Genomic DNA, 22,384 nt, shown 5'->3' with positions numbered 1-22,384 from the left:
AATGAAAATGGAAAATAAAAAAAACGAGATGTTTTTATACATAGGAAGCTTTTTTGTTATGGCAGCTAGTCTTTCCATAGGTGTATTAATTTTGATGGTTTTTTAATTTATATCGGTATCAGGGTATGCGGTTTTTTGAATTAAAAAAACGGCTGCAACAAGATATTACGAATTGATAAATTAAAAGAATTGTACTGAGTTTTATAATTCTACGCAAATACCCCACTAAATATATTTAGTGGGGTATTTGCATTTATATAAATGACAGTTTTTTTTAAAAACATTAGGTAGCATAAACCTGTCAAAATCCTATATTTGTACTGCTATAAAGAATAGCAATAGTTGAGAATATATTTAATTATGATTATGGAAATGTCATCAAACAAAAATAAGACTATGCGATTTTTTTTAAGTTGTTTCCTTTTAATTCCCTTTTTTAATGCTTTTTCGCAAGAAGAAAGTGTGCCGTTAGCGGAAAAAGCACCAACTAAGATTGATTCTTTATATAGAGAAGATCAGTTTTATTTTGGCTTTACATACAACACTTTACAACAAAAGCCTGCTGGGTTATCTCAAAAAAAATTCTCAACAGGACTTTCTTTGGGGTTTCTTAGGGATATGCCTATAAATAAAGACAGAACCGTTGCAATTGCATCTGGATTGGGTTTTTCATACAATAATTACAATCAAAATGTAGCAATTACAGGAACGAATCAATTGCCGGTTTATGACATAATCGATTCTAAAGCAACATATAGCAAAAATAAATTCACCCAGCTATTAATAGACCTACCTGTTGAGTTTCGATGGAGAACCTCTACATATGAGAGCCATAAGTTTTGGAGAATTTATGGAGGAGTTAAGTTTAGTTATTTAATTTATGACAAATCTGTTTTTAGTGATGGTGATGGAAAAACGACCATTACAGGAAATAAAGATTTTAATAAATTTTTATATGGATTGTATGTGTCTTCGGGCTACAATACAATAAATGTTTATGCTTATTATGGTTTAAACTCAATTTTCAAAAAAACGGCTCAAATTAATGGGGAGCAACTAGGTATTAAATCACTTAATATTGGAGTTATTTTTTACATTCTATAGCCATAAGTACATTAGCAATACTTGAGGAAGTGCACCTATTAAAAAGCCAATAATTAATTCTTTAACGGTATGTGCGTTCATTTCTAATCGGGATGAAGCTATAAAACCGTTCATCAGAATTAAAAATAGTATCGAAAAAATATTTTGTGTTTGAAAGTGTAAATTTAAACCCAATACAAAAAATGTCAAAGCACTTATTCCAATCATATGCAGGCTTACTTTCATTTTAGCAAATAAAAGAAGCAACGCTATTAGAGTACTTAATAAAGCCCCCAAAAAGAAAAAATGCAATTCTGGATAACGTTCGATTGTGATGTTGGTGCGAACCAAAAAAATGATTAAAAAACATTGAAGTACTAATGGAATTTTACGTTCAGAGAGAAGCGGCGCCATTGCCGAACTGATTTTCCCTGTTGAGCGCAACCCCCAGAAGAACAAAATCGGAAGGAACACGGTGATTATTACAACTTGTAGTAAAACTAAATATTTTTCTTTATTTAAAAAGTAAGAATTATTTGAAAAAAGATAGAACAAGGTGGCGTAAACAGGAATAAAAATCGGGTGCAAGATATAAGAAAATAGGGGAAGGATTTTTTTCAAGACTTCTATATTTGGTTAGCGTAGCAAAGATAAGAAATCTAGTAAAATAGGAAATCAAATCTACTCTAGAATTGATAATGATTTTAATTTAAGAGGAATTTGAATGAAATTGTTGTAAAGTGAATACTAGCATTATAAAAAGAAGTCTTATTTTTGAGGGAGATTAACCAATCCGTAAAAACATACGTTTAAAACGTTAGCTATAAATGAGTATATTAATAAAAAACATAATACCAATTCTTGAAGCCAAATGGTTTGGCACTGATTCGGATGCTGCAGTGGATACGGTTTCTATTGATAGTCGATCCTTGCAAAATAGTTCACATACTTTGTTTTTTGCGTTAATAGGGCCTAATAATGATGCACATTTGTATATTAAAGAGTTGATTGCTATTGGTGTTCATAATTTTGTTGTGAATTATATTCCTGAGGGTTGTGAGAGTAAAGCTAATTTTTTGGTTGTCAAAAATACTTTGGATGCTTTGCAACAATTTGCGTCTTATTACCGCAATTTATTTCATTTTCCAGTTATTGGTTTAACAGGCAGTAATGGAAAAACAATTGTAAAAGAATGGCTCAATTTTTTATTAAGTCCCGATTTTAATATTATTCGGAGTCCTAAAAGTTATAACTCACAGGTGGGTGTGCCTTTGTCTGTAATTGCTATTAATGAAAAACATAATTTAGGGGTTTTTGAAGCAGGGATTTCCACTGTGGATGAAATGGGAAAACTTGAAAAGGTAATTCGACCTACAATAGGAATTTTGACAAATATTGGTTCTTCGCATGATGAAGGGTTTCAAAATTTAGAGGAAAAAATAAAGGAAAAACTAACACTCTTTAAAAGGGCTGAAGTTGTTATTTATCAAAAGAATAGTTTAGTTGATAACTATATTCTACCAACATCAAAAAAGTTCAATTGGAGTTTTGAAAATGAAGATGTAGATGTTTTTGTATTTAAAAAAGAAATAAAAAGCGAAAGCATAATATTGTATTATAAGTACAAAGGGAATCAGTTTACATTAGAAATTCCTTTTCTAGATAGCGCATCCATTGAGAATGCTGTGTGCTGTTTAATGACCCTGTTATATTTCAATTATGACAACGAAACAATTCAGGCAAGAATGTTATTACTTTATCCTGTAGAAATGCGGTTGAAAGTAAAAAACGGAATCAACAATTGTAGTATTATTGATGATAGTTACAGTTCGGATTTTCAATCTTTAAAAATAGCATTGGATTTCTTGGAGAGTCAAAAACAATTCCAAAAGAAAACGATAATTCTATCGGATATTTTTCAAAGTGGGTTGGCCAATGAGGAGTTATATTCCCGAGTTGCCACCTTAATTGTTTCCAATAATATCAATCGAATTATTGGAATTGGAGAAACTATATCAGCATTTAAAGATAAATTTGCCAATTGCATTACGTATAAAAATACAGCTGAATTTATTGCTGATTTTGAAAATCTTGAATTTGCAAATGAAACGATTTTGATCAAAGGAGCACGTTCTTTTCAATTTGAAGAAATCGTTCAATTATTAGAAGAGAAAACGCACGAAACAGTTTTAGAAATTAACCTAAATGCCATTAGTTACAATCTCAATTTCTTTAAGTCCAAGCTGAAACCCAAAGTGAAAATCATGGTTATGGTAAAAGCTTTTGGTTATGGAAATGGAGGTCTTGAAATTGCTAAACTGTTAGAACATCATAAAGTGGATTACCTGGGTGTGGCTTTCGCTGATGAAGGTATCTCATTGAAAAACGGAGGAATTCATTTGCCTATAATGGTTTTGAATCCAGAGAACACTAGTTTTTCGGCCATTATACAACATCAGTTAGAACCTGAGATTTATTGTTTGAAAGGACTTTATGCTTTTTTAAAAATTGCAACTCAAAAGAAACTAAAACATTTTCCTATTCATATTAAATTAGATACGGGAATGCATCGTTTGGGTTTTGAAGAAAATACGATTGAAGAGCTTATTACTACTTTGAAAGGAAATGAAACTGTTGAAGTCAAAAGTGTCTTGTCGCATTTGGCCACTAGCGATGATTTGAAACATCGTGAATTTGCTTTAGCACAGATTGCATTATTTGAAAAATTATCGTCCAGAATTTGTACTGAATTGGAAATAAATCCCATCCGACATATTTTGAACACCTCTGGAATAAGCAATTACCCCGACTCTCAATTTAATATGGTTCGTTTAGGAATAGGGCTTTACGGTGTTTCTAATGATCCATCAGAACAAAAGTACTTAGAAAACGTGGGTACCTTAAAATCGGTTATATCACAAATTAGAACTATTTCTGCTGGTGAAAGTGTAGGATATGGACGGAAATTCATCGCCAGTAGAACAACCAAGGTAGCAACAATTCCCATAGGTTATGCCGATGGCATTTCAAGAGCTTGGGGAAACGGACTAGGGTTTGTCACTATAAAAGACGAAAAAGCGATGATTTTAGGAAGTATTTGTATGGATATGTTGATGGTTGATGTTACAGATATTGATTGTACAGAGGGAGATTCTGTGATTATTTTTGGTGAAAACCCTACAGTATCATATATCGCAAAAAAACTGCACACGATACCTTATGAAATACTAACCAGTATCTCTCAGCGGGTAAAACGTGTTTTTTATCGTTAATTTCTTATAATTATCGATAAATGGTTCAATACTGTTGAAACTTTATTATTTTAGATGTTCAAAAATATTTTTTTAACCTAAAAAACAAAATTATGGGATTTTTCAGTGATTTTAAAGCCTCTTTAATGAAGGGGGATGTATTAAGTTTAGCAACTGCTGTAGTTATTGGTGGTGCATTTGGTAAAATTGTAGGTTCTGCAGTTGATGATGTTATTATGCCTATTGTGGGTTTAATAACTGGTGGAATTGATTTTACTACAAAATTCATAACATTAGATGGTAATAGCTATGTTGATTTAGCTGCAGCAAAAACGGCGGGCGCTGCTGTAATTACTTATGGTAACTTAGTTCAAGCTGTAATTAACTTTGTTATTATTGCATTGTTTGTTTTCATTATATTGAGAGCTGCTGAAAAAATGAAAAAGAAAGAAGAAGTTGTTGCAGCTGCTCCAGCAGGACCATCTCAAGAAGAGTTGCTTACTCAAATCAGAGATTTGCTAAAAAAATAATACCGCTACACTTTATATTCTAACTAAACCGCTTCTTAATTGAGGCGGTTTTTCTTTTTTTAGCTTTAAATGATAAGGAAACTATAAAAACATACAAAATGTTTTATTTGTAACATTTTGTTATTTTTTGTGAACACTCTTGTTTTGATTTGAATATTACTTACTTTTGTACTTCAAAAATTAATATTCAATAATAAAAATATAAGATGAGAATAGCAGTTGTAGGCGCTACTGGAATGGTAGGCGAAGTAATGTTAAAAGTTTTGGCTGAAAGAAATTTCCCGGTTACTGAATTAATTCCTGTTGCTTCTGAAAGATCAGTTGGGAAAGAAATTGAATACAAAGGAAAAAAATATAAAGTAGTTGGAATGCAAACTGCCGTAGACATGAAAGCTGATATTGCTTTGTTTTCTGCAGGTGGAGATACATCTTTAGAGTGGGCTCCAAAATTTGCTGCGGCCGGAACAACAGTTATTGATAATTCATCTGCTTGGAGAATGGATCCTTCTAAGAAATTAATTGTTCCTGAAATCAACGCAGCCTCTTTAACCAAAGACGATAAAATTATTGCAAACCCAAACTGTTCGACTATTCAAATGGTTTTGGTTTTAGCACCATTACATAGAAAATACAATATCAAGCGTGTAATTGTTTCTACTTACCAGTCTATTACTGGAACTGGAGTTAAAGCAGTACAACAATTAGAAAATGAATACGCAGGTGTTCAAGGGGAGATGGCTTACAAATATCCAATTCATAGAAATGCTATTCCTCAATGTGATTCATTTGAGGAAAACGGATATACTAAAGAAGAGATGAAATTAGTTCGTGAGACTCAAAAAATTCTTGATGATAAAACCATTGCGGTTACAGCAACTGCTGTTCGTGTGCCTATTGTAGGTGGTCACAGTGAAGCGGTAAATGTGGAATTCTCTAATGATTTTGTGGTTTCGGATATTCAAAACATTTTGCACCATACTGATGGAGTAGTGGTTCAAGACAATAACGATACGTATACTTACCCAATGCCAATGTATGCACAAGGGAAAGATGAAGTTTTTGTAGGTAGAATTCGTCGTGACGAAAGTCAAGCGAATACATTAAACATGTGGATTGTTGCTGACAATTTACGTAAAGGTGCAGCTACAAATACAATTCAAATTGCGGAATACCTGATTGCAGCTAAATTGGTATAAGTAGAAATACCATACTATTTTAAACCATCTAAGTTAATAATTCTTTATGTTTTGTTAATTTAGATGGTTTTCTTTTTGATGTTTTCCTACATTTGCAGTGTATGAAAAAGAAACAGCTCTTACTCAGTTTTTCTTTGGCGTTGATTATAGTGTTTTCTATACTATTTCAATCGTTACATACTTATGAGCATTTTGTAAAGCAATTTTCGCAAACAGAATGCCACCACAAATACAATGTTACCCATACCGAAATAACACACAAACATCATAATTTTGATAATTGTAAAGTATGTCATTTTACATTTGGTTCCTATGTTTCTCCGCTACAGTTTTATTACACACTACACTCTAATTACCAGTCGCTTCCTTATTTTTTTGAAAATGGCGAGACTGTTATTTCCTTTTCAGGAAGCTTATACTCCCATCGTGGTCCCCCAACTTTAATTGTTTAAACTGCTCTGTTATTTAAACTAAAAGATAATTTTAAATCATTAAGCTCTAAATTGAGTGATTCAATTCGTGATAAACGATTTCAATCCTTAGTTTTTAGACTATTTGGGTTTTTATAAATTGCCTTTGTTTTAAATCGCATTATAATTTCAAATACAATTAAAAACAATCTCACGCATGGAGTGCTGTTACTTTGCACCCATGAGAATACAATCATTTTCAATGAAAAAAATTATAATTACACTATTGTTAGGGTTTTCGGCTCTGCTACAAGCGCAAAATACAGTATCAGGTACCGTTTTAAATTTGGCAAATCAGCCTATAAAAGGAGTTTCTGTTTCTGCTCCAGAATTGCATAAAGGAACCACAACAGATGCAAATGGAAAATACAGTTTAACAAACCTTCCTAATGGGGATTTAAAACTGGACTTTACCTTCGTCGGTTTCACTACTCAAAATAAAACCATTCAAAAAGTACAAAAAGAGAATACACTAGATGTCATCTTAGAAGAAAGTATTTTTCAAATGGATGAGGTAATTGTTTCTACTGCTTTCAATAAATTGCAGTCGCAAAACGTGATGAAAGTAGAGCATGAGAGTATGAAGTCATTGCAACAAAAAGGAACGTCTACCTTGATCGAAGGATTAGCTACGATACCAGGAGTTTCGCAAGTTTCAACAGGAACATCTATCGGGAAACCGGTGATTCGTGGTTTGAGTGGCAATCGTGTTTTAGTATATTCTCAAGGAGTCCGTATGGAAAATCAACAATTTGGAGACGAACATGGTTTAGGATTAAACGACGCGGGAGTAGAAAGTGTTGAGGTGATAAAAGGGCCTGCTTCCTTATTATATGGTTCGGATGCGCTAGGAGGTGTTTTGTATTTCAACCCAGAGAAATTTGCCGACGCTAATACGTTCAAAGCTAATTTTAGCCAAAAATTATTTTCTAATACTTTAGGAAGTAATTCATCTCTTGGATTAAAAACATCCACAGACAACTGGAAATTTCTAGCTCGTGGGAGTTACAATACGCATTCAGATTACCGTATTTCTGGTGGTGATCGAGTGACAAATACGCGTTACAATGAAACCGATTTCAAAACAGGAATTGGATATAGTAATGCAAAGTTTTCTAGTGTGTTGCGTTACAACTTCAATAAACTGGATTTGGGAATTCCTGAAGATGGAATAGCAGCTCAATCTTCGAGCAAAAAGACGGGTTTTCCTAGACAAGGAGTTTTTAATAATTTACTGAGTTTAAACTCTATTTTCTACTTCAAAGATTCAAAACTGGATGTCGATTTAGGATACATCGCAAATGATCGTTCAGAGTTTGTAGATAGTAATGTGGCCGGTTTACATATGAAACTGAAAACCTTTAATTACGATGCAAAATACCATTTGCCTAAAATGGGCAAACTAGAATCAATTGTGGGAATTCAAGGAATGCATCAAACGAATACCAATTTCGGAAATGAATATTTAATTCCTGATGCTACAACGAATGATTTTGGTGTTTTTGGTACCGCTAATTATGAATGGGGGAACAATAGTGCAGTTCAAGCAGGTTTGCGATTTGATAACAGACAAATTTCAAGTGTCGAACACGGAACTGTTGGTCAAGAGGGGTATTTCAAAGCGGTTGATAAATCATTTGACAGCTTTAATGCTTCGTTAGGATATAAAACAAACTTAGCCGATGATTTTACTTTAAGATTAAATCTAGCTTCTGGATTTAGAGCGCCTAACTTGGCTGAACTTACTTCAAATGGGATTCATGAAGGAACCAATCGTTACGAAATAGGAAATAGCGATTTAAAAACGGAACAAAACGTACAAACGGATTTGAACTTGGAATACAAGGCCGATCACTTTGAGTTTTTTGTCAACGGGTTTTACAACCACATCAACAATTATATTTATACTTCACCTACAGGAACCATGTTGTCAAACACGGACGTATTTAATTATATTCAAAATAATGCGAAACTGTATGGAGGAGAAATTGGGTTGCATTTTCACCCACATCCTTTAGATTGGTTGCATTACGAAACCAGTTTTGAAACCGTTACAGGAAAGAAACAAAACGGAGACTATTTACCGTTAATTCCTGCGAATAACTGGAGCAATACCCTGAAAGGAGAATTCAAAATCAAAGAGTGGCTTGAAGATGGATTTGCTACTTTTAATGTCAATACCACTTTAAATCAAAGTAATGTAAGCGGTTTTGAAACTAAGTCCAATGGGTATACATCAATAAACTTAGGCCTTGGTGGAACAGTGAAATTAGGAAAAACGGTTTTTGATGTCAATTTAAATGCAAATAACCTTTTAGACAAAAGATACATTGCTCATTTATCAAGATTAAAAAATGATGGTGTTCCTAATATAGGAAGAAACATCGTGCTTGGGGTGAACTTCGGCTTGTAGTTTTTACAGTCTAAAGCTTTTTAAACCATTAAGGGATTAAGTTTCATTAAGTATTTATAACCATGTAAGGCTTTTAAGGTCATATAAGTTATTAGCTTAATTTTCTTAATTTCTTAATGGTTTTTGTAAATCTGCTTGTAGTTTTTGTTTCACAAAGAGCCGCAGAATAACCGCAAAGTCTCGCTGAGGCTTTTTAACCTATAAGTCATATAAGTTTTTTAGTTGTTTGTTTCGCAAAGAATCACAAAGTAAACTCAAAGTCCCGCTGAGCTTCATTTTCTTAATTCCTTAATGGTTTAATAACAAAATCTTTGTGATTCTCTGTGAAACAATCTTCTCTCACAATCTAATAAGAAAAGCGTATCTGAGTTGTATGTTTAAGATAGCGATTGTTTGAAATACTTTTTACACAAAGCTTATATGGCCTTAGATACTTTATATGGTTTGTTTTTTATTGCTTTGCGACTCCAGTTAAAATACTTTTCAACACAATCAGCTAAAAAAAACTTATATGACTTATATGCTTTAAAAAAAACAAGCCCAAAACGGTCAAAAAACGTATCTGACTTATCTCTTTATATTTTGATTGTCTATTTTTGTTTTAACCAATTCCTTTTTTTAATGAAAAAACTACTCTTTATAATGGCAATACTTCCAACAATAACAACTTTTGGACAAAACAACAATCCAATCCAATACCCTAAAACTCCAAAGGGAACAGTTGTCGACCAGTATTTTGATACAGTTGTCAATGATCCGTATCGTTGGCTAGAAGACGACCGCTCTACGGAAACCGCAGCCTGGGTAAAAGCACAAAACGAAGTCACTTACGGCTACCTAAGCCAAATTCCTTTTCGAGAAGCACTAAAAAACCGAATGGAAAAACTATGGAATTATGAAAAAATAGGTGCGCCATCCATAGAAGGGAAATTCACCTATTATTCTAAAAATAACGGACTGCAAAACCAGTCGGTGGTGTATCGCAAAGACGCCTCGGGTATTGAAGAAGTTTTCCTAGATCCAAATACTTTTTCCAAAGATGGAACGACTTCTCTAGGCGGAATGGATTTTTCCAAAGACGGTTCTATAGTAGCCTATGCGATATCCGAAGGAGGAAGCGACTGGCGAAAAGTAATTATTATGGATGCTTTGTCCAAAAAAGTAATTGAAGACACCCTTGTCGATATCAAATTCAGTGGCATTTCATGGCTTGGAAACAAAGGATTTTATTACTCTAGTTACGAAAAACCAAAAGGAAGCGAACTGTCGGCCAAAACGGACCAACATAAACTCTATTTTCATCAGCTAGGAACCGCTCAAAAAGAGGATAGAATCATCTTTGGTGAAGACCAAAAACGAAGATATGTAGGCGGTTATGTGACCGAAGACGATAATTTCTTGGTCATCACAGCGGCCAATTCGACTTATGGAAATGAATTGTACGTCAAAGATTTAAGAAAGGCTAATAGTCCTATTGTGACACTTGTTGATAATTTCAATAGTGATAATACCATTCTTGACAATCAAGGAAGTAAACTCTTTATCGTTACCGATTGGAAAGCACCCAATAAACGCGTGGTAGCGGTAGATATAAAAAATCCAACACAAGAAAACTGGAACGATTTTATCCCCGAGACTCAGGATGTTTTATTTCCATCAACAGGAGGCGGATGCATTTTTGCAAATTACATGAAAGATGCCGTATCAGTAGTGCAGCAGTACGATTACAATGGCAAAAAGATTCGTGAAATCCAGTTGCCGGGACTAGGAACAGCAGGAGGTTTTGGCGGAAAGATAAACGACAAAACACTCTATTATTCATTTACAAACTATACAACTCCAGGAACCATTTTCTCATTTGAACCCAAATCAGGAAAATCAGCGGTGTATGCCAAGCCAAAAGTAGATTTCAATAGCGACGATTACGAGTCAAAACAAGTGTTTTATACGTCAAAGGATGGGACCCAAATCCCCATGATTATCACTTACAAAAAAGGATTAAAACGAAACGGACAAAACCCAACCATGCTTTACGGTTACGGTGGATTCAATGTGAGTTTAACCCCAAGTTTTAGTATTGCCAATGCCGTTTGGATGGAAAACGGAGGTATTTTTGCTGTTCCTAACTTGCGTGGAGGAGGAGAATACGGTAAAAAATGGCACGATGCCGGAACCAAAATGCATAAACAAAACGTCTTTGATGACTTCATCGCTGCAGCTGAATATCTAATTGACCAACAGTACACCTCTCCAAACTTTCTTGCCGTTCGTGGTGGGTCAAATGGAGGTTTGCTAGTAGGAGCCACCATGACCCAGCGTCCTGATTTGATGAAAGTCGCTTTGCCGGCCGTGGGCGTTATGGACATGTTGCGCTACCATACCTTTACGGCAGGAGCGGGCTGGGCGTACGATTACGGAACCGCGCAGGACAGCAAAGAAATGTTCGAATACATCAAAGGGTACTCACCAGTGCACAACGTAAAATCAGGCACACACTATCCCGCGACGATGGTCACTACGGGCGATCATGATGACCGAGTGGTGCCGGCACATAGCTTCAAGTTTGCTGCCGAGTTGCAAGAAAAACAAGCGGGAAGCAACCCAACCTTAATTCGCATTGATGTCAAAGCGGGTCACGGCGCAGGAAAATCGGTGGCGGCAACCATTCAGGAAAACGTCGATATCCAAGCCTTTACCTTATACAACATGGGCATCACCCAATTGCAAAAAGAAGACAACTAAGATTTGCATTTCATTTATTTTTAGGAGCTTTTTCCTGCTGTCCGCTGTATTCCCGATAAATAAAAACTACGGCTTGAAAAAAGCCTTGTTTTTCTAAATCGGGAGATGCCGCTCCCATCAGGGCTAGGGACAAAGAGGAATTAACAACTTTATTTTCATAAAACGCTATTCGAAAGAGTAGCGTTTTTTTGTTACTAGTCATCAAGTTCTCTTTGTCATCTCGAAGCAAGAGAGATCACATAAAGAAAATAGAAAAGGATAATAAGATTGATTCTTTCCTTGCAATGGCGAGAAACGGAGTCGCTTTACGTTTTGACAAAAATAACTCTGACAAACTACAACCACCAAATCCCTGCCCGTTATTTAATTACTTGAACTACAATAGATAACAGTCTGTAAATAGGGCTTGTTTTAAACTTTTTTAGTATCTTTAATATCCTAATAATGAAAGTTTAGTTGCTATAATAAGGCAAATAACACACTGTATTTAAAAGACTTTTTACCACGATATTTAAAAGCCTCACTTATTTTTATTTTAAAAATGAAGCTATGAGAGTTGCTGTTACCCGAAAAAATGTAAAATTCACCCCAGATTCCAGTAGAGTGGTGGCTCGCTATTTTATGAATGGCGAGCAGCGAACCCGCGATATGGTAAGTCATATCATGGTGTTAGACGAAAAACAAGTCATTCATACTCTGGAACACACACTACGCGAGTTTGCTAGAAGACACCGTAATATTTCACGTATATTCTTCAAGCATTGTGAAAACATTCGTGGCATCATTGAAGAAATGCAAATCAACTATGACGGCATTTCTGAGGAACGAAAAATGCTCATTGGTTCGTACTGCACGATGGAATACGCCATTGAATCGGCTGCTTTTTTCAATCCTTCCATGATGGAGGATTTCGATCAGTCTTTTCTGGGAAAACAGGAAAAGCGGGTTATTATTTCTTTCAGGGCCACAGGAGAAGGCCATATTTCTTCGGTCGTTTTTAGAAGAGGAATTCTCGATAAAAACAACGACCTCCAAATGATGAAGATAGGTGCTAATATCGATAAGGCCGAGATTGTACACAAATCCTTGTTTGACAAAAATAGATTTGTCAAGAAATTAGCCGAGATGAATACGCCAGATAAATACACGGCCATGATATTGCAAGACATGCCCGAGAAATTTGGATATGAAATTATAAAAAACGCCATCAATAAGGTGCTGAAAGATCCATCTATAAGCCAAGATCAGCGCAGGGCATTGGAAGAAATCATCTGGTTGGCAGATTCTTTTTATGACATACAATTCAAGCACGACTCGGATATCACGGAACGGGTTATATTTCCCATTTCAGACTCTGAAAGCCGGGGTATTGAAGATGCCCGTTTTGTACGATTCTTTGACGATGGCACATCCCACAAAATTTTTGGAACCTATACTGCATACAACGGCCACGTGATTATGCCAAAACTCATTTCAACCGAAGACTTTTATTCCTTTCATATCATGCCTTTATATGGAGAAGGGGCAAAAAATAAAAACCTGGCGATGTTCCCTAGAAAAATAAAAGGCAAGTACGCCATGCTTTCTAGAATCGATGGGGTCAATAATTACCTCATGTATTCAGACAGGCCTACGGAATGGAATAATCCTTTGCTCATCCAGCAACCCCGATATCCTTGGGAATTCACACAAATAGGAAACTGTGGTTCTCCCATCTGGACCGCCGAAGGTTGGCTAATAATCACTCACGGAGTAGGTGCCATGAGACGCTATTGTCTAGGCGCTTCCTTGTTTGATCTTGACGATCCTTCAAAGGAAATTGGCCGACTGGCCGAGCCCTTGCTTGCCCCACTAGAAGACGAGCGCGAAGGTTATGTGCCTAATGTGGTCTATTCGTGTGGTTCGATTATCCATAACAACAACCTCATATTGCCCTATGCCGTATCTGACTATTCCTCCACTTATGGAGTGGTTGACATGGTAGAATTACTCGATGCTTTAAAAAAGAGTAAATAATAAAACCAAGAACCTCTTTTTTTGTTTGGAGTTATTTCGTGCTTTTCATTGCAAGCCGTCGCAAAAATAAAAATCAATCCGTAAACAACAATTCGGCGAGTTTTTCATCATGGCCATAGATATCGTCATAAAAATGTACTTGGCCTTCCCGATCCACCCAAGCGGTGAAATAGCCTATGTAAACGGGGATTTTGGTCTTGAGGTTGTAGGTTTTTTCTACTTCACGATTCATGGCTGCGTCAATTTTTTCTATAGGCCAGTTGGTATCTCCTTCTAAAACCATAATTGCCAAATCGCGAGGGCGAGCCACACGAATACAACCGTGACTAAAAGCCCTTGTATCTTGGTCAAACAAGCTTTTGGAAGGTGTGTCATGCATATAAATAATATGCGAATTAGGGAATACAAACTTCACCTTACCCAAAGCATTTTGCTCTCCGGGTCGCTGCCTTACGCGGTTGCCCACCCATTCCATATCGTGTTGTACTAGGTAGTTGGAGTTCTTGGCAATGGCGGGTAAAATCTCTTTTCTTAAAATACTGGGAGGCACGTTCCAATAGGGACTAAAAATAACCTGACTCATCTGACCACTAAAAACCGCTGTTTTATTCATGGATTTCCCCACGACTACTTTGGATATCAAAGCAGGTTTGCCGTCCTTAAAAAAAGTAAGGGTAAAAGCAGGAATATTCACGATAATGTAGCGGTTGTTTTGAGTTAAGCTAGGGGAAATCCATCGGCAGCGCTCCATATTAATCATAATGGTTTTAATGCGTTCACTCACGGTAACATTCATTTCTTTGATGTGTTTGGGCAGTAGGACAGAGTCAGTGGTAAAAGCATTGCGTTCTTTGTATTTCAAAATACCAGTTAGGAGCTCATTGTCAAACACGTTTTTTTGAGAATCTGTTTTTAAATCCCCACTTATAAAAAGCCGTTTCCTAATTTGGAGCACCACAGCCGAGGTGTCGCCTAGTTGCAATGATTTCATTTTTTTGGGAATTTCAATGGGATTCCATCCTCCTTTTTTTTCAATGTTTCGGTAGTTTTGGAGCGCTTCTTTTAATAAATAATATTGCCCTAAAACCCCTTTGTTTGGTTTGTTGATCAGTGCAGGATCTTGTAATAATGAATCCAAGCGGTTCACATAGGATTGTTTTTTTCGAGGCAAGTACCAACCCAGTTCCGTACTTTTCTGGATGTCCAATCCTTTGAATACATTGTCAGCATAAAAAAAATATAGTGTGGACAGTAAGAGCTCTACCTCTAAGTTTGATTTGTTCATTTTCTCTTCATCCTGAAAAATGTCGCGCAACTCTTGTTGATACGGAACCTTGATGCGCACCCCTTCTTGATCCAAGTTGTTGATTTTGTTATACAATAAATCAGCAAACTCGTTGATGCCTTTGCTGTCGTACCATAAATAGTGAAACTGGTGTTTACTATAGAGTTCCATCACCTCTGGCTTGAGGAAATTGAATTTGGAATATTTTTTAAAAAAAGGAGCAATCAGCGTACTATCAAATGGGGTAAGTGGAAAAGCAGGGATTCTTTGGTATTTGACAGCTAGGTTTAGTAACAACACTTTTTTAGTGGTGGCCTTTGACTCATTGGTCATACCCAACAAAAAAAAGAACCCAGCAAAAAAAAAGAATGAAATAGGGAAGTGTTTCATGTTGTTACTATTTGATAATCAGTTATAAAGATACAAAAAAGGGAGATGAATATAGGGTTCTGATTCCTTATTAACAGTAGGTGTTTTAGTCTAAATTAGAGTCAAATAGCAGTTCGGCTAGTTGATTGTCTTTGAAATAAATATCAAAATAAAAATTAATTTCTCCCGCTTCGTTTACCCAAGCAGTAAAATAGCCAATATGAATGGGAATTGGTTTTTTTAGAACACAGGTGGTTTCAACTCCACTATTCATGGCTTCATTTATTTTTTCTAACGGCCAGTCCGGATAATCTGCCAAAATCAAATAGGCTAATTCTTTGGCTTTTTGCATATTAATGCAACCGTGACTGAATCGAGGAAAATCATAATTAAAATTGAGTTTGTAAGGAGTGTCATGTAGATAGATGCTATAGGTATTAGGAAAAACAAACTTGACGACTCCCAATGCATTGTCAGGTCCTGGTCTTTGTCTGAGACTTTTTTTGTTCCATTCAAAATGGTGCCTGGTCATATAAGTTGAATCTTTTTCCATAGCAGGTTTTATCTCGTTGTCGAGAATGCTTTGGGGAACATTCCAATAGGGACTAAAAACCACACGGCTTATACTAGAACTGAAAAGTACCGTTTCCATTAGGTTGAAGCCCACGAAGACTTTAGAAACTAAAATATTTTGACCGTTTTTTTTATAGATTAAAGTAAACGACGGAATGTTTATAATAATAAATTCGTCCGCTTTTGCTAATTTGGGAGGAATCCATCGACAGCGTTCCATATTAACCATAATGGTTTTTATGTAGTGTTCGATGGGGAGGTTCATGCGGTTGAGGTGTTGGGAACCTATGGTATAATCGGGTTTGTAACCATTTCTTTTTTTGAAATTCAGTATTCCTGCCATCAGTTCGGCATCATAGATATTGCTTTTAGAATCGGTATTCAAATCTCCCATAACAAGCAATCGATGCCTGATTTGAGCAATAGTTTTTGAACTGTCGCCCGGCTGGAATTCTTTAACTCCAGATTCGGTTTCAATGGGTGTCCATTCGCTATTTTTTTCAATTTGGCGGTACTGCTTCAAGGCATCTCGCAGTTTGTAATATTGCCCAAAAAGTTGTTTTTCATTTTTATCTAACAATTGCGGACGGGTTAATAACGAATCCAGTAGCGTTTTATAGGAAACATTTTTTTGGGGTAAAAACCAGCCCGTTTCATGAATTTTTTGGCTGTCGATACCATGAAATACTTTTTTAGCATAATAGATATATAGTGTGGACAGTAGCAGCTCTTTTTCGGTCTTTGTAATTTCAATTGCTGATTCCGTATTAAAAATAGAATGAATTTTATCTTTGTAAGCCAAGTTGAACTTCAATCCCTCATTCTCAAGTTGGTTGACTTTCGAATATAATACATTCGCAAATTCAATAAGCTGCTTATCATCATACCAAATGGATTTGTAGTTTCGGTTTTTGTACAAAAGAATCACATCTGATCGGTATTTTTTTAAATTGGAATAGGTATTAAAAAAACGGTTGAGAGTAATCAAGTCAATAGTAACGAGGGAATTGTTGGTAGTAATTTCCTTAGAGTTAGAAATGCAATACAAAGCTTTGTCCGTGACATTTTTTGTAGTATCACGGTGAATTGCGGCATCAGCATAGTCCGATAATAAAACGATAAGGAACCAAAAAAAAGGTCTCATGGCAAAAACGTTTCTTAAAGTTAAGAAAAGTATTGGGAATTTTAAAGTGTATTAGGATGGAATTAACGGTAGGATTGTTTTTTGGTTTTTTATTCGAAAATCTTGCTTTCTTTTCATAATGTTTTATTAATTGCTTCGTTTTTTGAGGGAATTAACCTTAGTTTTGAAAGACAATCTTAAAATATTTAATACTATGAAAATACAGATTAACACAGACAAAAATGTAGAAGGACACGATAGACAAGAAGCTTATTTTTCTACTGAATTAGCAAAATCACTATCTCGTTTTGATGATAAAATTACACGTATAGAAGTTCATTTTACGGATGAAAATGGAGAAAAAGTGGGAACTCATGATAAAAAATGTCTTATAGAAGCACGTCCTGCAGGAATGCAACCTTTAGTAGTTTCAGATTATGCTGATGTTACTGAGAAAGCATTTCATGGTGCTCTAGACAAAATGAAAAAGATCCTAACTACTGCTTTTGAAAAACAAAAGGCACACTAAAAAAAATTAAGGGTTAAAATATATATTCAAAAAAAATGACACTTCCTTTTCAATAAGGAGTGTCATTTTTTTTTTTTGACTCTAAAAAAGTAAAGGTTTTATTTTACAAATAACAAAGAAGCTAAGGCTTCGTCTCTTTTATACACATCGTCATAAAAGTGAACCGTATTGTCCTCATCTACCCAAGCGGTAAAATAACCAATGTAAACAGGAATTTTATTTTTTAGTGTGTACCAAGATTCTACTCCGCTGTTCATTGCCTCTTCAATTTTTGCAGCATCCCATTTTGTATCGTTTCTAAGAATCGTTTCGGCTAGTAAATTAGGGTTTTGTATGCGAATACATCCATGGCTAAAGGCTCTATCCTCACGATTAAACAAACTTTTTGAAGGCGTATCATGCAGGTAGATGTCATTAGAATTAGGGAATAAAAACTTGATGAGTCCCAATGAGTTTTTTGGACCTGGTTTTTGTCGGACACTATTGTTGTGCCATTCCATATTGTGTTCTGTAAGGTAGTTTTCGTTTTTCTCAATCCCAGGAAGGATTTCTTTATCAAGAATACTTTTGGGAACATTCCAGTACGGACTAAAGACGATGTATTTCATAGGTGCACTAAAAATGACCGTTTTATTCAGTGCTTTCCCTACAACAGCCTTTAATCGTAGCGCCGGTTTTCCATCAATAAAATAACTTAGTTGATAGGAAGGAATATTGATGGCAATAAATTCTTTGGCTTTAAAGATGTCATTCGAAATCCAACGGCAACGCTCCATATTGATAGTAAGGGTCTTTATGCGTTCTGCTACAGAAATATTCAGTTCTTTAATGTGTTTTTGTAAAATAATGGTGCTGGCAAAAGTGCCCATTCTTTTTTTATATTTTAAGACGGCTTTAGATAATTCTTTATCGTAAACAGCACTTTTAGAATCAGTTGTGATATCGCCAGAAATAAATAGACGCTGCCTTATTTGGGCGATGACTTTGGCGCTGTCGCCTACTTTATAAGAAGTAACGGTAGAATCTATTGAAATCGTTTTCCAGCCTCCCTTTTTTTCCATTTCGCGGTATTTTTTTAATACCTTTTTTAATAGAAAATATTGGGCAATTAGCCCTTTTTCATTCTTGTTGATTAATCCAGGATTGGTTAATAGGGAATCTAAATAATTGACATACGATTGTTTTTTTCGAGGTAGATGCCATTCCATTTCTGTAGATTTTGTGGCGTCGAGTCCATGGTAAACAGTGTTGGTGTAATAGAAATACAAGGCGGAGTTTAATAACTCGGTTTCTATATTTGGCTTTTTCGAGTTCGTGGGATTGACGTAAATTAAATCTACTTCTTCTTTATATGGAACTGAATTTTCAATTCCTTCCTCTTCGAGAGTGTTGATTTTATTATGCAACAGATTACCAAATTCATTGACGCCACTTTTGTCATACCAAATATAATGGTACTGGTGTTTGCGATATAGTTGTAGTACTTCGGCTTGGTAGTCTTTCAGTTTAGGGTGTTTCTCAAAAAAAGTTTGTACTAATGTGCTGTCAAAAGGAGAGGCAAGGTCATCCGTAATAATAGCAATGGATTTGTATTCTTTTTTCTTGCAGGATAGGATTGTAAGGAAAAGAATAGAAACCATAAGGGCAAATGAAAAGAATAACTTTCTCATACTTGGGGACTTTCTTGATAATAGGATGCCGTAAAAATAAGTAAAATTGTATTCATTTGAAGTTGCTATTAGCGCATTAAGGACTAATATCCAAAAATTATATAAGAATGGTCACTTATGTCAGTTTTGATTAATAGCTATTTTTTTTTCCACAGTTAAATTAGATATTCCTATTTTTGATAAAAATCAAATTTGTTATGAAAAATACAATGGTACTGTTTTTAAGTTTTTTATTATTTTCTGCCTTTACTACAAACAGTCCAGAGCAAAATAAAGAGAAAGACAAAATTAATTGGATGCTGAATTCATGGCATAAAGCTGCTGCTGATGCAAAATATGACTCTTATTTTAGTATGATGACTGCTGACGCCATTTTTATTGGCACAGATGCTACCGAGAATTGGAATAAAGCTGATTTTAAAGTGTGGGCAAAACCTTTTTTTGATTCAAGGAAGACGTGGAATTTTACGATGTTGGAACGCCATATTTATTTTGATGAAACGGGTAAAACAGCTTGGTTTGATGAATTACTGAATACACAAATGAGAATTTGCCGCGGTTCAGGTGTTTTAGTCAAAATAGGAACGGAATGGAAAATAAAACAGTATGTTTTGTCTATGACTATTCCAAATGATGATGTTGATGCTGTAATTAAAATAAAAGCACCTATTGAAGATGGATTAATTAAAAAGATATTGGAAAAAGGAAGTAAATAGACTCTTTTAAATTGGATGTGAATTTAATTTAAACATAATTCTCAAAAAAGAGCTCAAATTACGGTCGTAAAATCAAGTACTCGTATTGAACGGTACTATAAATTATTAATTTGACTTAAATCAATTCTTGCTCCCCTCTTTAGCTCCGTTTTTTTAATAAAATTCAATTTTTTTTTACCTTTGCCCCCTATTTTGAAAGGGTAAATTAAATTAAAATGAAAATTGAGAAACGCTGGGTTATTTCGTTTATAATTATAAGTATTGTTTGTATTTTTGGAGTTTTATGGCCAGCAGTAACCGAAAAGAATCCTGTTCTATTGCAATTTGGAACTATGGATCAAATTGTTCCAGCTGATGTTGCTTGGATGTTAACGTCCTGTTGTTTGGTTTTAATCATGACTCCTGGATTGTCTTTTTTTTATGGAGGAATGGTAGGAAAGAAGAATGTAATATCGACCATGTTGCAAAGTTTTATTTGTTTGGGAGTTGTTACGTTGTTATGGGTTGTTGTGGGATTTAGCTTGGCTTTTGGTGAACCTATGGGAATACATATAGGGACTGGTTTTTATAGTTTTGTAGGGAATCCTACTACTTTTGCCTTTATGGATTATGTGGGTATTTTACCTCATAAAGAAATAGCTACTACGGTCCCTTTTATGTTGTATGCTTTGTTTCAAATGAAGTTTGCAGTAATTGCACCTGCAATTATTACAGGTTCGTTTGCGGAGCGGGTTCGTTTTATCTCGTATCTACTTTTCATATGTTTGTTTACGCTGTTTATTTATGCTCCATTGTGTCATGCGGTTTGGTATCCTACTGGAATTTTGGGTTCGTTTTTTGGAGTTAAAGATTTTGCGGGAGGAACGGTTGTACATATGAGTGCAGGGTTTGCTGCACTAGCAGGAGTAATTGTTTTAGGTAAAAGAAACAATAGCAATCATGTACCTACCAATATTCCTTTTGTATTATTAGGAACGGGAATGCTGTGGTTTGGTTGGATTGGTTTTAATGCAGGTTCTTCCTTAGAAGCCAATGGAGTTGCAGCAATGGCTTTTGCAACGACTACCACAGCCTCTGCAGCAGCCATGCTAACTTGGATTTTCTTTGATCGAATTAATGGTAGAAAAGTTTCGGCATTGGGTGCTTGCATTGGTGCGGTCGTTGGTTTGGTTTCCATTACGCCAGCAGCTGGTTATGTATCAGTTCCAGAGAGTATGTTTTTTGGATTTATTGCAGCGATAGTTTCTAATTTTGTGGTGCATGCTAAATTTCTAAATAGAATTGATGATACCTTAGATGTATTTGCTTGTCATGGTGTTGGGGGAATTATGGGAATGATTCTTACTGCTATTTTTGCTCATGGTGAAGAGGCTAGTTTACTTCATGGCGGTTGGGGTGTTTTTGGGCATCACATGGTGGCTTTAGTACTGGTGTCAATTTTTACTTTTTTTGGTGCGTATATTTTATTCAAAATTACCAATAGAATTATTCCGATGCGTGTTTCTGAGGAATCAGAAATTATAGGTTTGGATTTATCGCAACATGACGAAACCTTGTTTCCAATTGAATGCACTGAATAACTGATTAATTTTTTGCAAATAGTAGTCTAAGAAGTCAAAAACGTATCGAAGAGTTTTATTAAGAAATCCGAGTTAGTCAAATTAAAAAATTTGCTATCATGTCCTTCGGTCTTATATATTTCCTTAATTTTGCGCAAATATTCAAAAAATCGTGGGAAGCAAAAATAAGTTAAAGAGATTCAAGGAAAACGAAACATTTACAAATGTTTTTCAACCAACAAGGGAAGAGGTAGTAGGAGATTTGTTTCCTTTAAAGGGGAACTGGAATACTGAATTCTTCAAGAATGACAATCCTTTAGTGCTGGAATTAGGTTGTGGTAAAGGAGAATATTCCGTTGGATTGGCTGAAAGATATCCAAATAAAAATTTCGTTGGAATTGATATTAAAGGAGCTCGTTTTTGGCGTGGTGCTAAAACGGCTGTAGAAACTGGGTTGCATAATGTGGCGTTCATTCGTACACAAATAGAACTAATCAATCATATTTTTGCCGAAAATGAAGTAGATGAAATTTGGATTACTTTTCCAGATCCACAAATAAAATACAAGAGAACAAAACACCGTATGACGAATTCGGAGTTTTTGCAATTGTATAAAAAAATACTTAAAAAAGACGGTGTTGTCAACTTGAAAACGGATAGTGAATTTATGCATGGATACACACTTGGTTTGCTACATGGAGAAGGGCACGAAGTATTGTATGCCAATCATAATGTGTATGTAAATGAGGGAAGTCCAGAGGAAGTTACTGCTTTTCAGACCTTTTACGAAAAACAATATTTGGAAGTTAACAAAGCAATTACGTATATTCGATTTAAAATTAAAGAATAATAATACGTT

The 22,384-nt window shown here is 35.2% G+C and carries 17 protein-coding genes; 12 read left to right on the top strand and 5 right to left on the bottom strand.

Annotation, left to right across the window (positions count from 1 at the left end; genetic code table 11):
* Positions 1-372 precede the first annotated feature (372 nt).
* Positions 373-1,104, top strand: coding sequence for a porin family protein (locus AB3G39_RS01140; RefSeq protein WP_369769650.1), 732 nt, complete (start codon positions 373-375; stop codon positions 1,102-1,104).
* Here AB3G39_RS01140 and AB3G39_RS01135 read toward each other — a convergent pair.
* A complete protein-coding gene (locus AB3G39_RS01135; RefSeq protein WP_367773093.1) occupies positions 1,099-1,704 on the bottom strand; it encodes a hypothetical protein in 606 nt (201 codons plus the stop codon). The two genes, AB3G39_RS01140 and AB3G39_RS01135, sit on opposite strands and share 6 nt — an antisense overlap.
* 206 nt (positions 1,705-1,910) lie before the next feature.
* On the opposite strand from AB3G39_RS01135, the gene AB3G39_RS01130 reads away from it, so the two are divergent.
* From AB3G39_RS01130 to AB3G39_RS01105, 6 genes are all read left to right on the top strand, one after another.
* Positions 1,911-4,355 carry a bifunctional UDP-N-acetylmuramoyl-tripeptide:D-alanyl-D-alanine ligase/alanine racemase gene (locus AB3G39_RS01130; protein ID WP_369769649.1) on the top strand — a complete coding sequence of 815 codons (2,445 nt, stop codon included), beginning with the start codon at positions 1,911-1,913 and terminating at the stop codon, positions 4,353-4,355.
* A gap of 92 nt (positions 4,356-4,447) precedes the next feature.
* Positions 4,448-4,864, top strand: a complete 417-nt coding sequence (gene mscL / locus AB3G39_RS01125) for a large conductance mechanosensitive channel protein MscL (RefSeq protein ID WP_369769648.1) — start codon at positions 4,448-4,450, stop codon at positions 4,862-4,864.
* Positions 4,865-5,070: 206 nt separating this feature from the next.
* The gene (locus tag AB3G39_RS01120; RefSeq protein ID WP_369769647.1) at positions 5,071-6,060 is read left to right on the top strand and encodes an aspartate-semialdehyde dehydrogenase; all 990 of its coding nucleotides are present in this window, start codon (positions 5,071-5,073) and stop codon (positions 6,058-6,060) included.
* A 101-nt stretch (positions 6,061-6,161) separates the two neighbouring features.
* Positions 6,162-6,512, top strand: a complete 351-nt coding sequence (locus AB3G39_RS01115) for a hypothetical protein (protein ID WP_369769646.1) — start codon at positions 6,162-6,164, stop codon at positions 6,510-6,512.
* Positions 6,513-6,732: 220 nt separating this feature from the next.
* Complete coding sequence (locus AB3G39_RS01110; RefSeq protein ID WP_367773102.1) at positions 6,733-8,943, top strand: TonB-dependent receptor domain-containing protein; 2,211 nt, start codon at positions 6,733-6,735, stop codon at positions 8,941-8,943.
* A gap of 642 nt (positions 8,944-9,585) precedes the next feature.
* Positions 9,586-11,685 (top strand): prolyl oligopeptidase family protein, encoded by a 2,100-nt coding sequence (locus AB3G39_RS01105; protein WP_369769811.1) that lies wholly within the window; start codon positions 9,586-9,588, stop codon positions 11,683-11,685.
* Between the two features lie 10 nt (positions 11,686-11,695).
* Here the strand turns inward: AB3G39_RS01105 and AB3G39_RS01100 are convergent, their stop codons facing one another.
* Complete coding sequence (locus AB3G39_RS01100; protein ID WP_369769645.1) at positions 11,696-11,887, bottom strand: hypothetical protein; 192 nt, start codon at positions 11,885-11,887, stop codon at positions 11,696-11,698.
* A 347-nt stretch (positions 11,888-12,234) separates the two neighbouring features.
* Between AB3G39_RS01100 and AB3G39_RS01095 the strand changes: the two genes are divergently transcribed.
* Positions 12,235-13,701, top strand: a complete 1,467-nt coding sequence (locus AB3G39_RS01095; RefSeq protein WP_369769644.1) for a glycoside hydrolase family 130 protein — start codon at positions 12,235-12,237, stop codon at positions 13,699-13,701.
* Between the two features lie 73 nt (positions 13,702-13,774).
* Here AB3G39_RS01095 and AB3G39_RS01090 read toward each other — a convergent pair whose 3' ends face one another.
* Together AB3G39_RS01090 and AB3G39_RS01085 are read right to left on the bottom strand one after the other, a co-directional pair.
* On the bottom strand, positions 13,775-15,376 hold the full coding sequence (locus tag AB3G39_RS01090) for a murein L,D-transpeptidase (RefSeq protein ID WP_369769643.1): 1,602 nt from the start codon (positions 15,374-15,376) through the stop codon (positions 13,775-13,777).
* An 85-nt stretch (positions 15,377-15,461) separates the two neighbouring features.
* Positions 15,462-17,072: a murein L,D-transpeptidase gene (locus AB3G39_RS01085; protein ID WP_369769642.1), complete on the bottom strand. Its 1,611-nt coding sequence runs from the start codon at positions 17,070-17,072 to the stop codon at positions 15,462-15,464.
* 193 nt (positions 17,073-17,265) lie between these two features.
* Between AB3G39_RS01085 and AB3G39_RS01080 the strand changes: the two genes are divergently transcribed.
* Positions 17,266-17,580: an HPF/RaiA family ribosome-associated protein gene (locus tag AB3G39_RS01080; RefSeq protein WP_367773111.1), complete on the top strand. Its 315-nt coding sequence runs from the start codon at positions 17,266-17,268 to the stop codon at positions 17,578-17,580.
* 98 nt (positions 17,581-17,678) lie between these two features.
* Here AB3G39_RS01080 and AB3G39_RS01075 read toward each other — a convergent pair whose 3' ends face one another.
* On the bottom strand, positions 17,679-19,250 hold the full coding sequence (locus AB3G39_RS01075; RefSeq protein ID WP_369765810.1) for a murein L,D-transpeptidase: 1,572 nt from the start codon (positions 19,248-19,250) through the stop codon (positions 17,679-17,681).
* Positions 19,251-19,447: 197 nt separating this feature from the next.
* Here AB3G39_RS01075 and AB3G39_RS01070 point away from each other — a divergent pair, with 197 nt between their 5' ends.
* The 3 genes from AB3G39_RS01070 (at position 19,448) to trmB (ending at position 22,375) form a co-directional block, all read left to right on the top strand.
* Entirely contained in the window at positions 19,448-19,966 is a 519-nt protein-coding gene (locus AB3G39_RS01070) for a nuclear transport factor 2 family protein (protein ID WP_369752982.1), read from the top strand.
* A gap of 215 nt (positions 19,967-20,181) precedes the next feature.
* Positions 20,182-21,546 (top strand): ammonium transporter, encoded by a 1,365-nt coding sequence (locus tag AB3G39_RS01065; protein ID WP_369752983.1) that lies wholly within the window; start codon positions 20,182-20,184, stop codon positions 21,544-21,546.
* 151 nt (positions 21,547-21,697) lie between these two features.
* Complete coding sequence (gene trmB / locus AB3G39_RS01060; protein ID WP_367773118.1) at positions 21,698-22,375, top strand: tRNA (guanosine(46)-N7)-methyltransferase TrmB; 678 nt, start codon at positions 21,698-21,700, stop codon at positions 22,373-22,375.
* The last annotated feature ends 9 nt before the right edge of the window (positions 22,376-22,384 follow it).

Origin of the sequence: Flavobacterium sp. WC2416, assembly GCF_041200095.1 — a bacterium.
Taxonomy (GTDB): Bacteria; Bacteroidota; Bacteroidia; order Flavobacteriales; family Flavobacteriaceae; genus Flavobacterium.
The sequence above is the reverse complement of the archived record's forward strand: the minus strand, read 5'-3'. Positions and strand labels throughout refer to the sequence as shown.

Coding starts and splice junctions, on each gene's coding strand:
- AB3G39_RS01140 (WP_369769650.1), top strand. CDS start 373: ATGTCATCAAACAAAAATAAGACTATGCGATTTTTTTTAAGTTGTTTC.
- AB3G39_RS01130 (WP_369769649.1), top strand. CDS start 1,911: ATGAGTATATTAATAAAAAACATAATACCAATTCTTGAAGCCAAATGG.
- mscL (WP_369769648.1), top strand. CDS start 4,448: ATGGGATTTTTCAGTGATTTTAAAGCCTCTTTAATGAAGGGGGATGTA.
- AB3G39_RS01120 (WP_369769647.1), top strand. CDS start 5,071: ATGAGAATAGCAGTTGTAGGCGCTACTGGAATGGTAGGCGAAGTAATG.
- AB3G39_RS01115 (WP_369769646.1), top strand. CDS start 6,162: ATGAAAAAGAAACAGCTCTTACTCAGTTTTTCTTTGGCGTTGATTATA.
- AB3G39_RS01110 (WP_367773102.1), top strand. CDS start 6,733: ATGAAAAAAATTATAATTACACTATTGTTAGGGTTTTCGGCTCTGCTA.
- AB3G39_RS01105 (WP_369769811.1), top strand. CDS start 9,586: ATGGCAATACTTCCAACAATAACAACTTTTGGACAAAACAACAATCCA.
- AB3G39_RS01100 (WP_369769645.1), bottom strand. CDS start 11,887: ATGACTAGTAACAAAAAAACGCTACTCTTTCGAATAGCGTTTTATGAA.
- AB3G39_RS01095 (WP_369769644.1), top strand. CDS start 12,235: ATGAGAGTTGCTGTTACCCGAAAAAATGTAAAATTCACCCCAGATTCC.
- AB3G39_RS01090 (WP_369769643.1), bottom strand. CDS start 15,376: ATGAAACACTTCCCTATTTCATTCTTTTTTTTTGCTGGGTTCTTTTTT.
- AB3G39_RS01085 (WP_369769642.1), bottom strand. CDS start 17,072: ATGAGACCTTTTTTTTGGTTCCTTATCGTTTTATTATCGGACTATGCT.
- AB3G39_RS01080 (WP_367773111.1), top strand. CDS start 17,266: ATGAAAATACAGATTAACACAGACAAAAATGTAGAAGGACACGATAGA.
- AB3G39_RS01075 (WP_369765810.1), bottom strand. CDS start 19,250: ATGAGAAAGTTATTCTTTTCATTTGCCCTTATGGTTTCTATTCTTTTC.
- AB3G39_RS01070 (WP_369752982.1), top strand. CDS start 19,448: ATGAAAAATACAATGGTACTGTTTTTAAGTTTTTTATTATTTTCTGCC.
- AB3G39_RS01065 (WP_369752983.1), top strand. CDS start 20,182: ATGAAAATTGAGAAACGCTGGGTTATTTCGTTTATAATTATAAGTATT.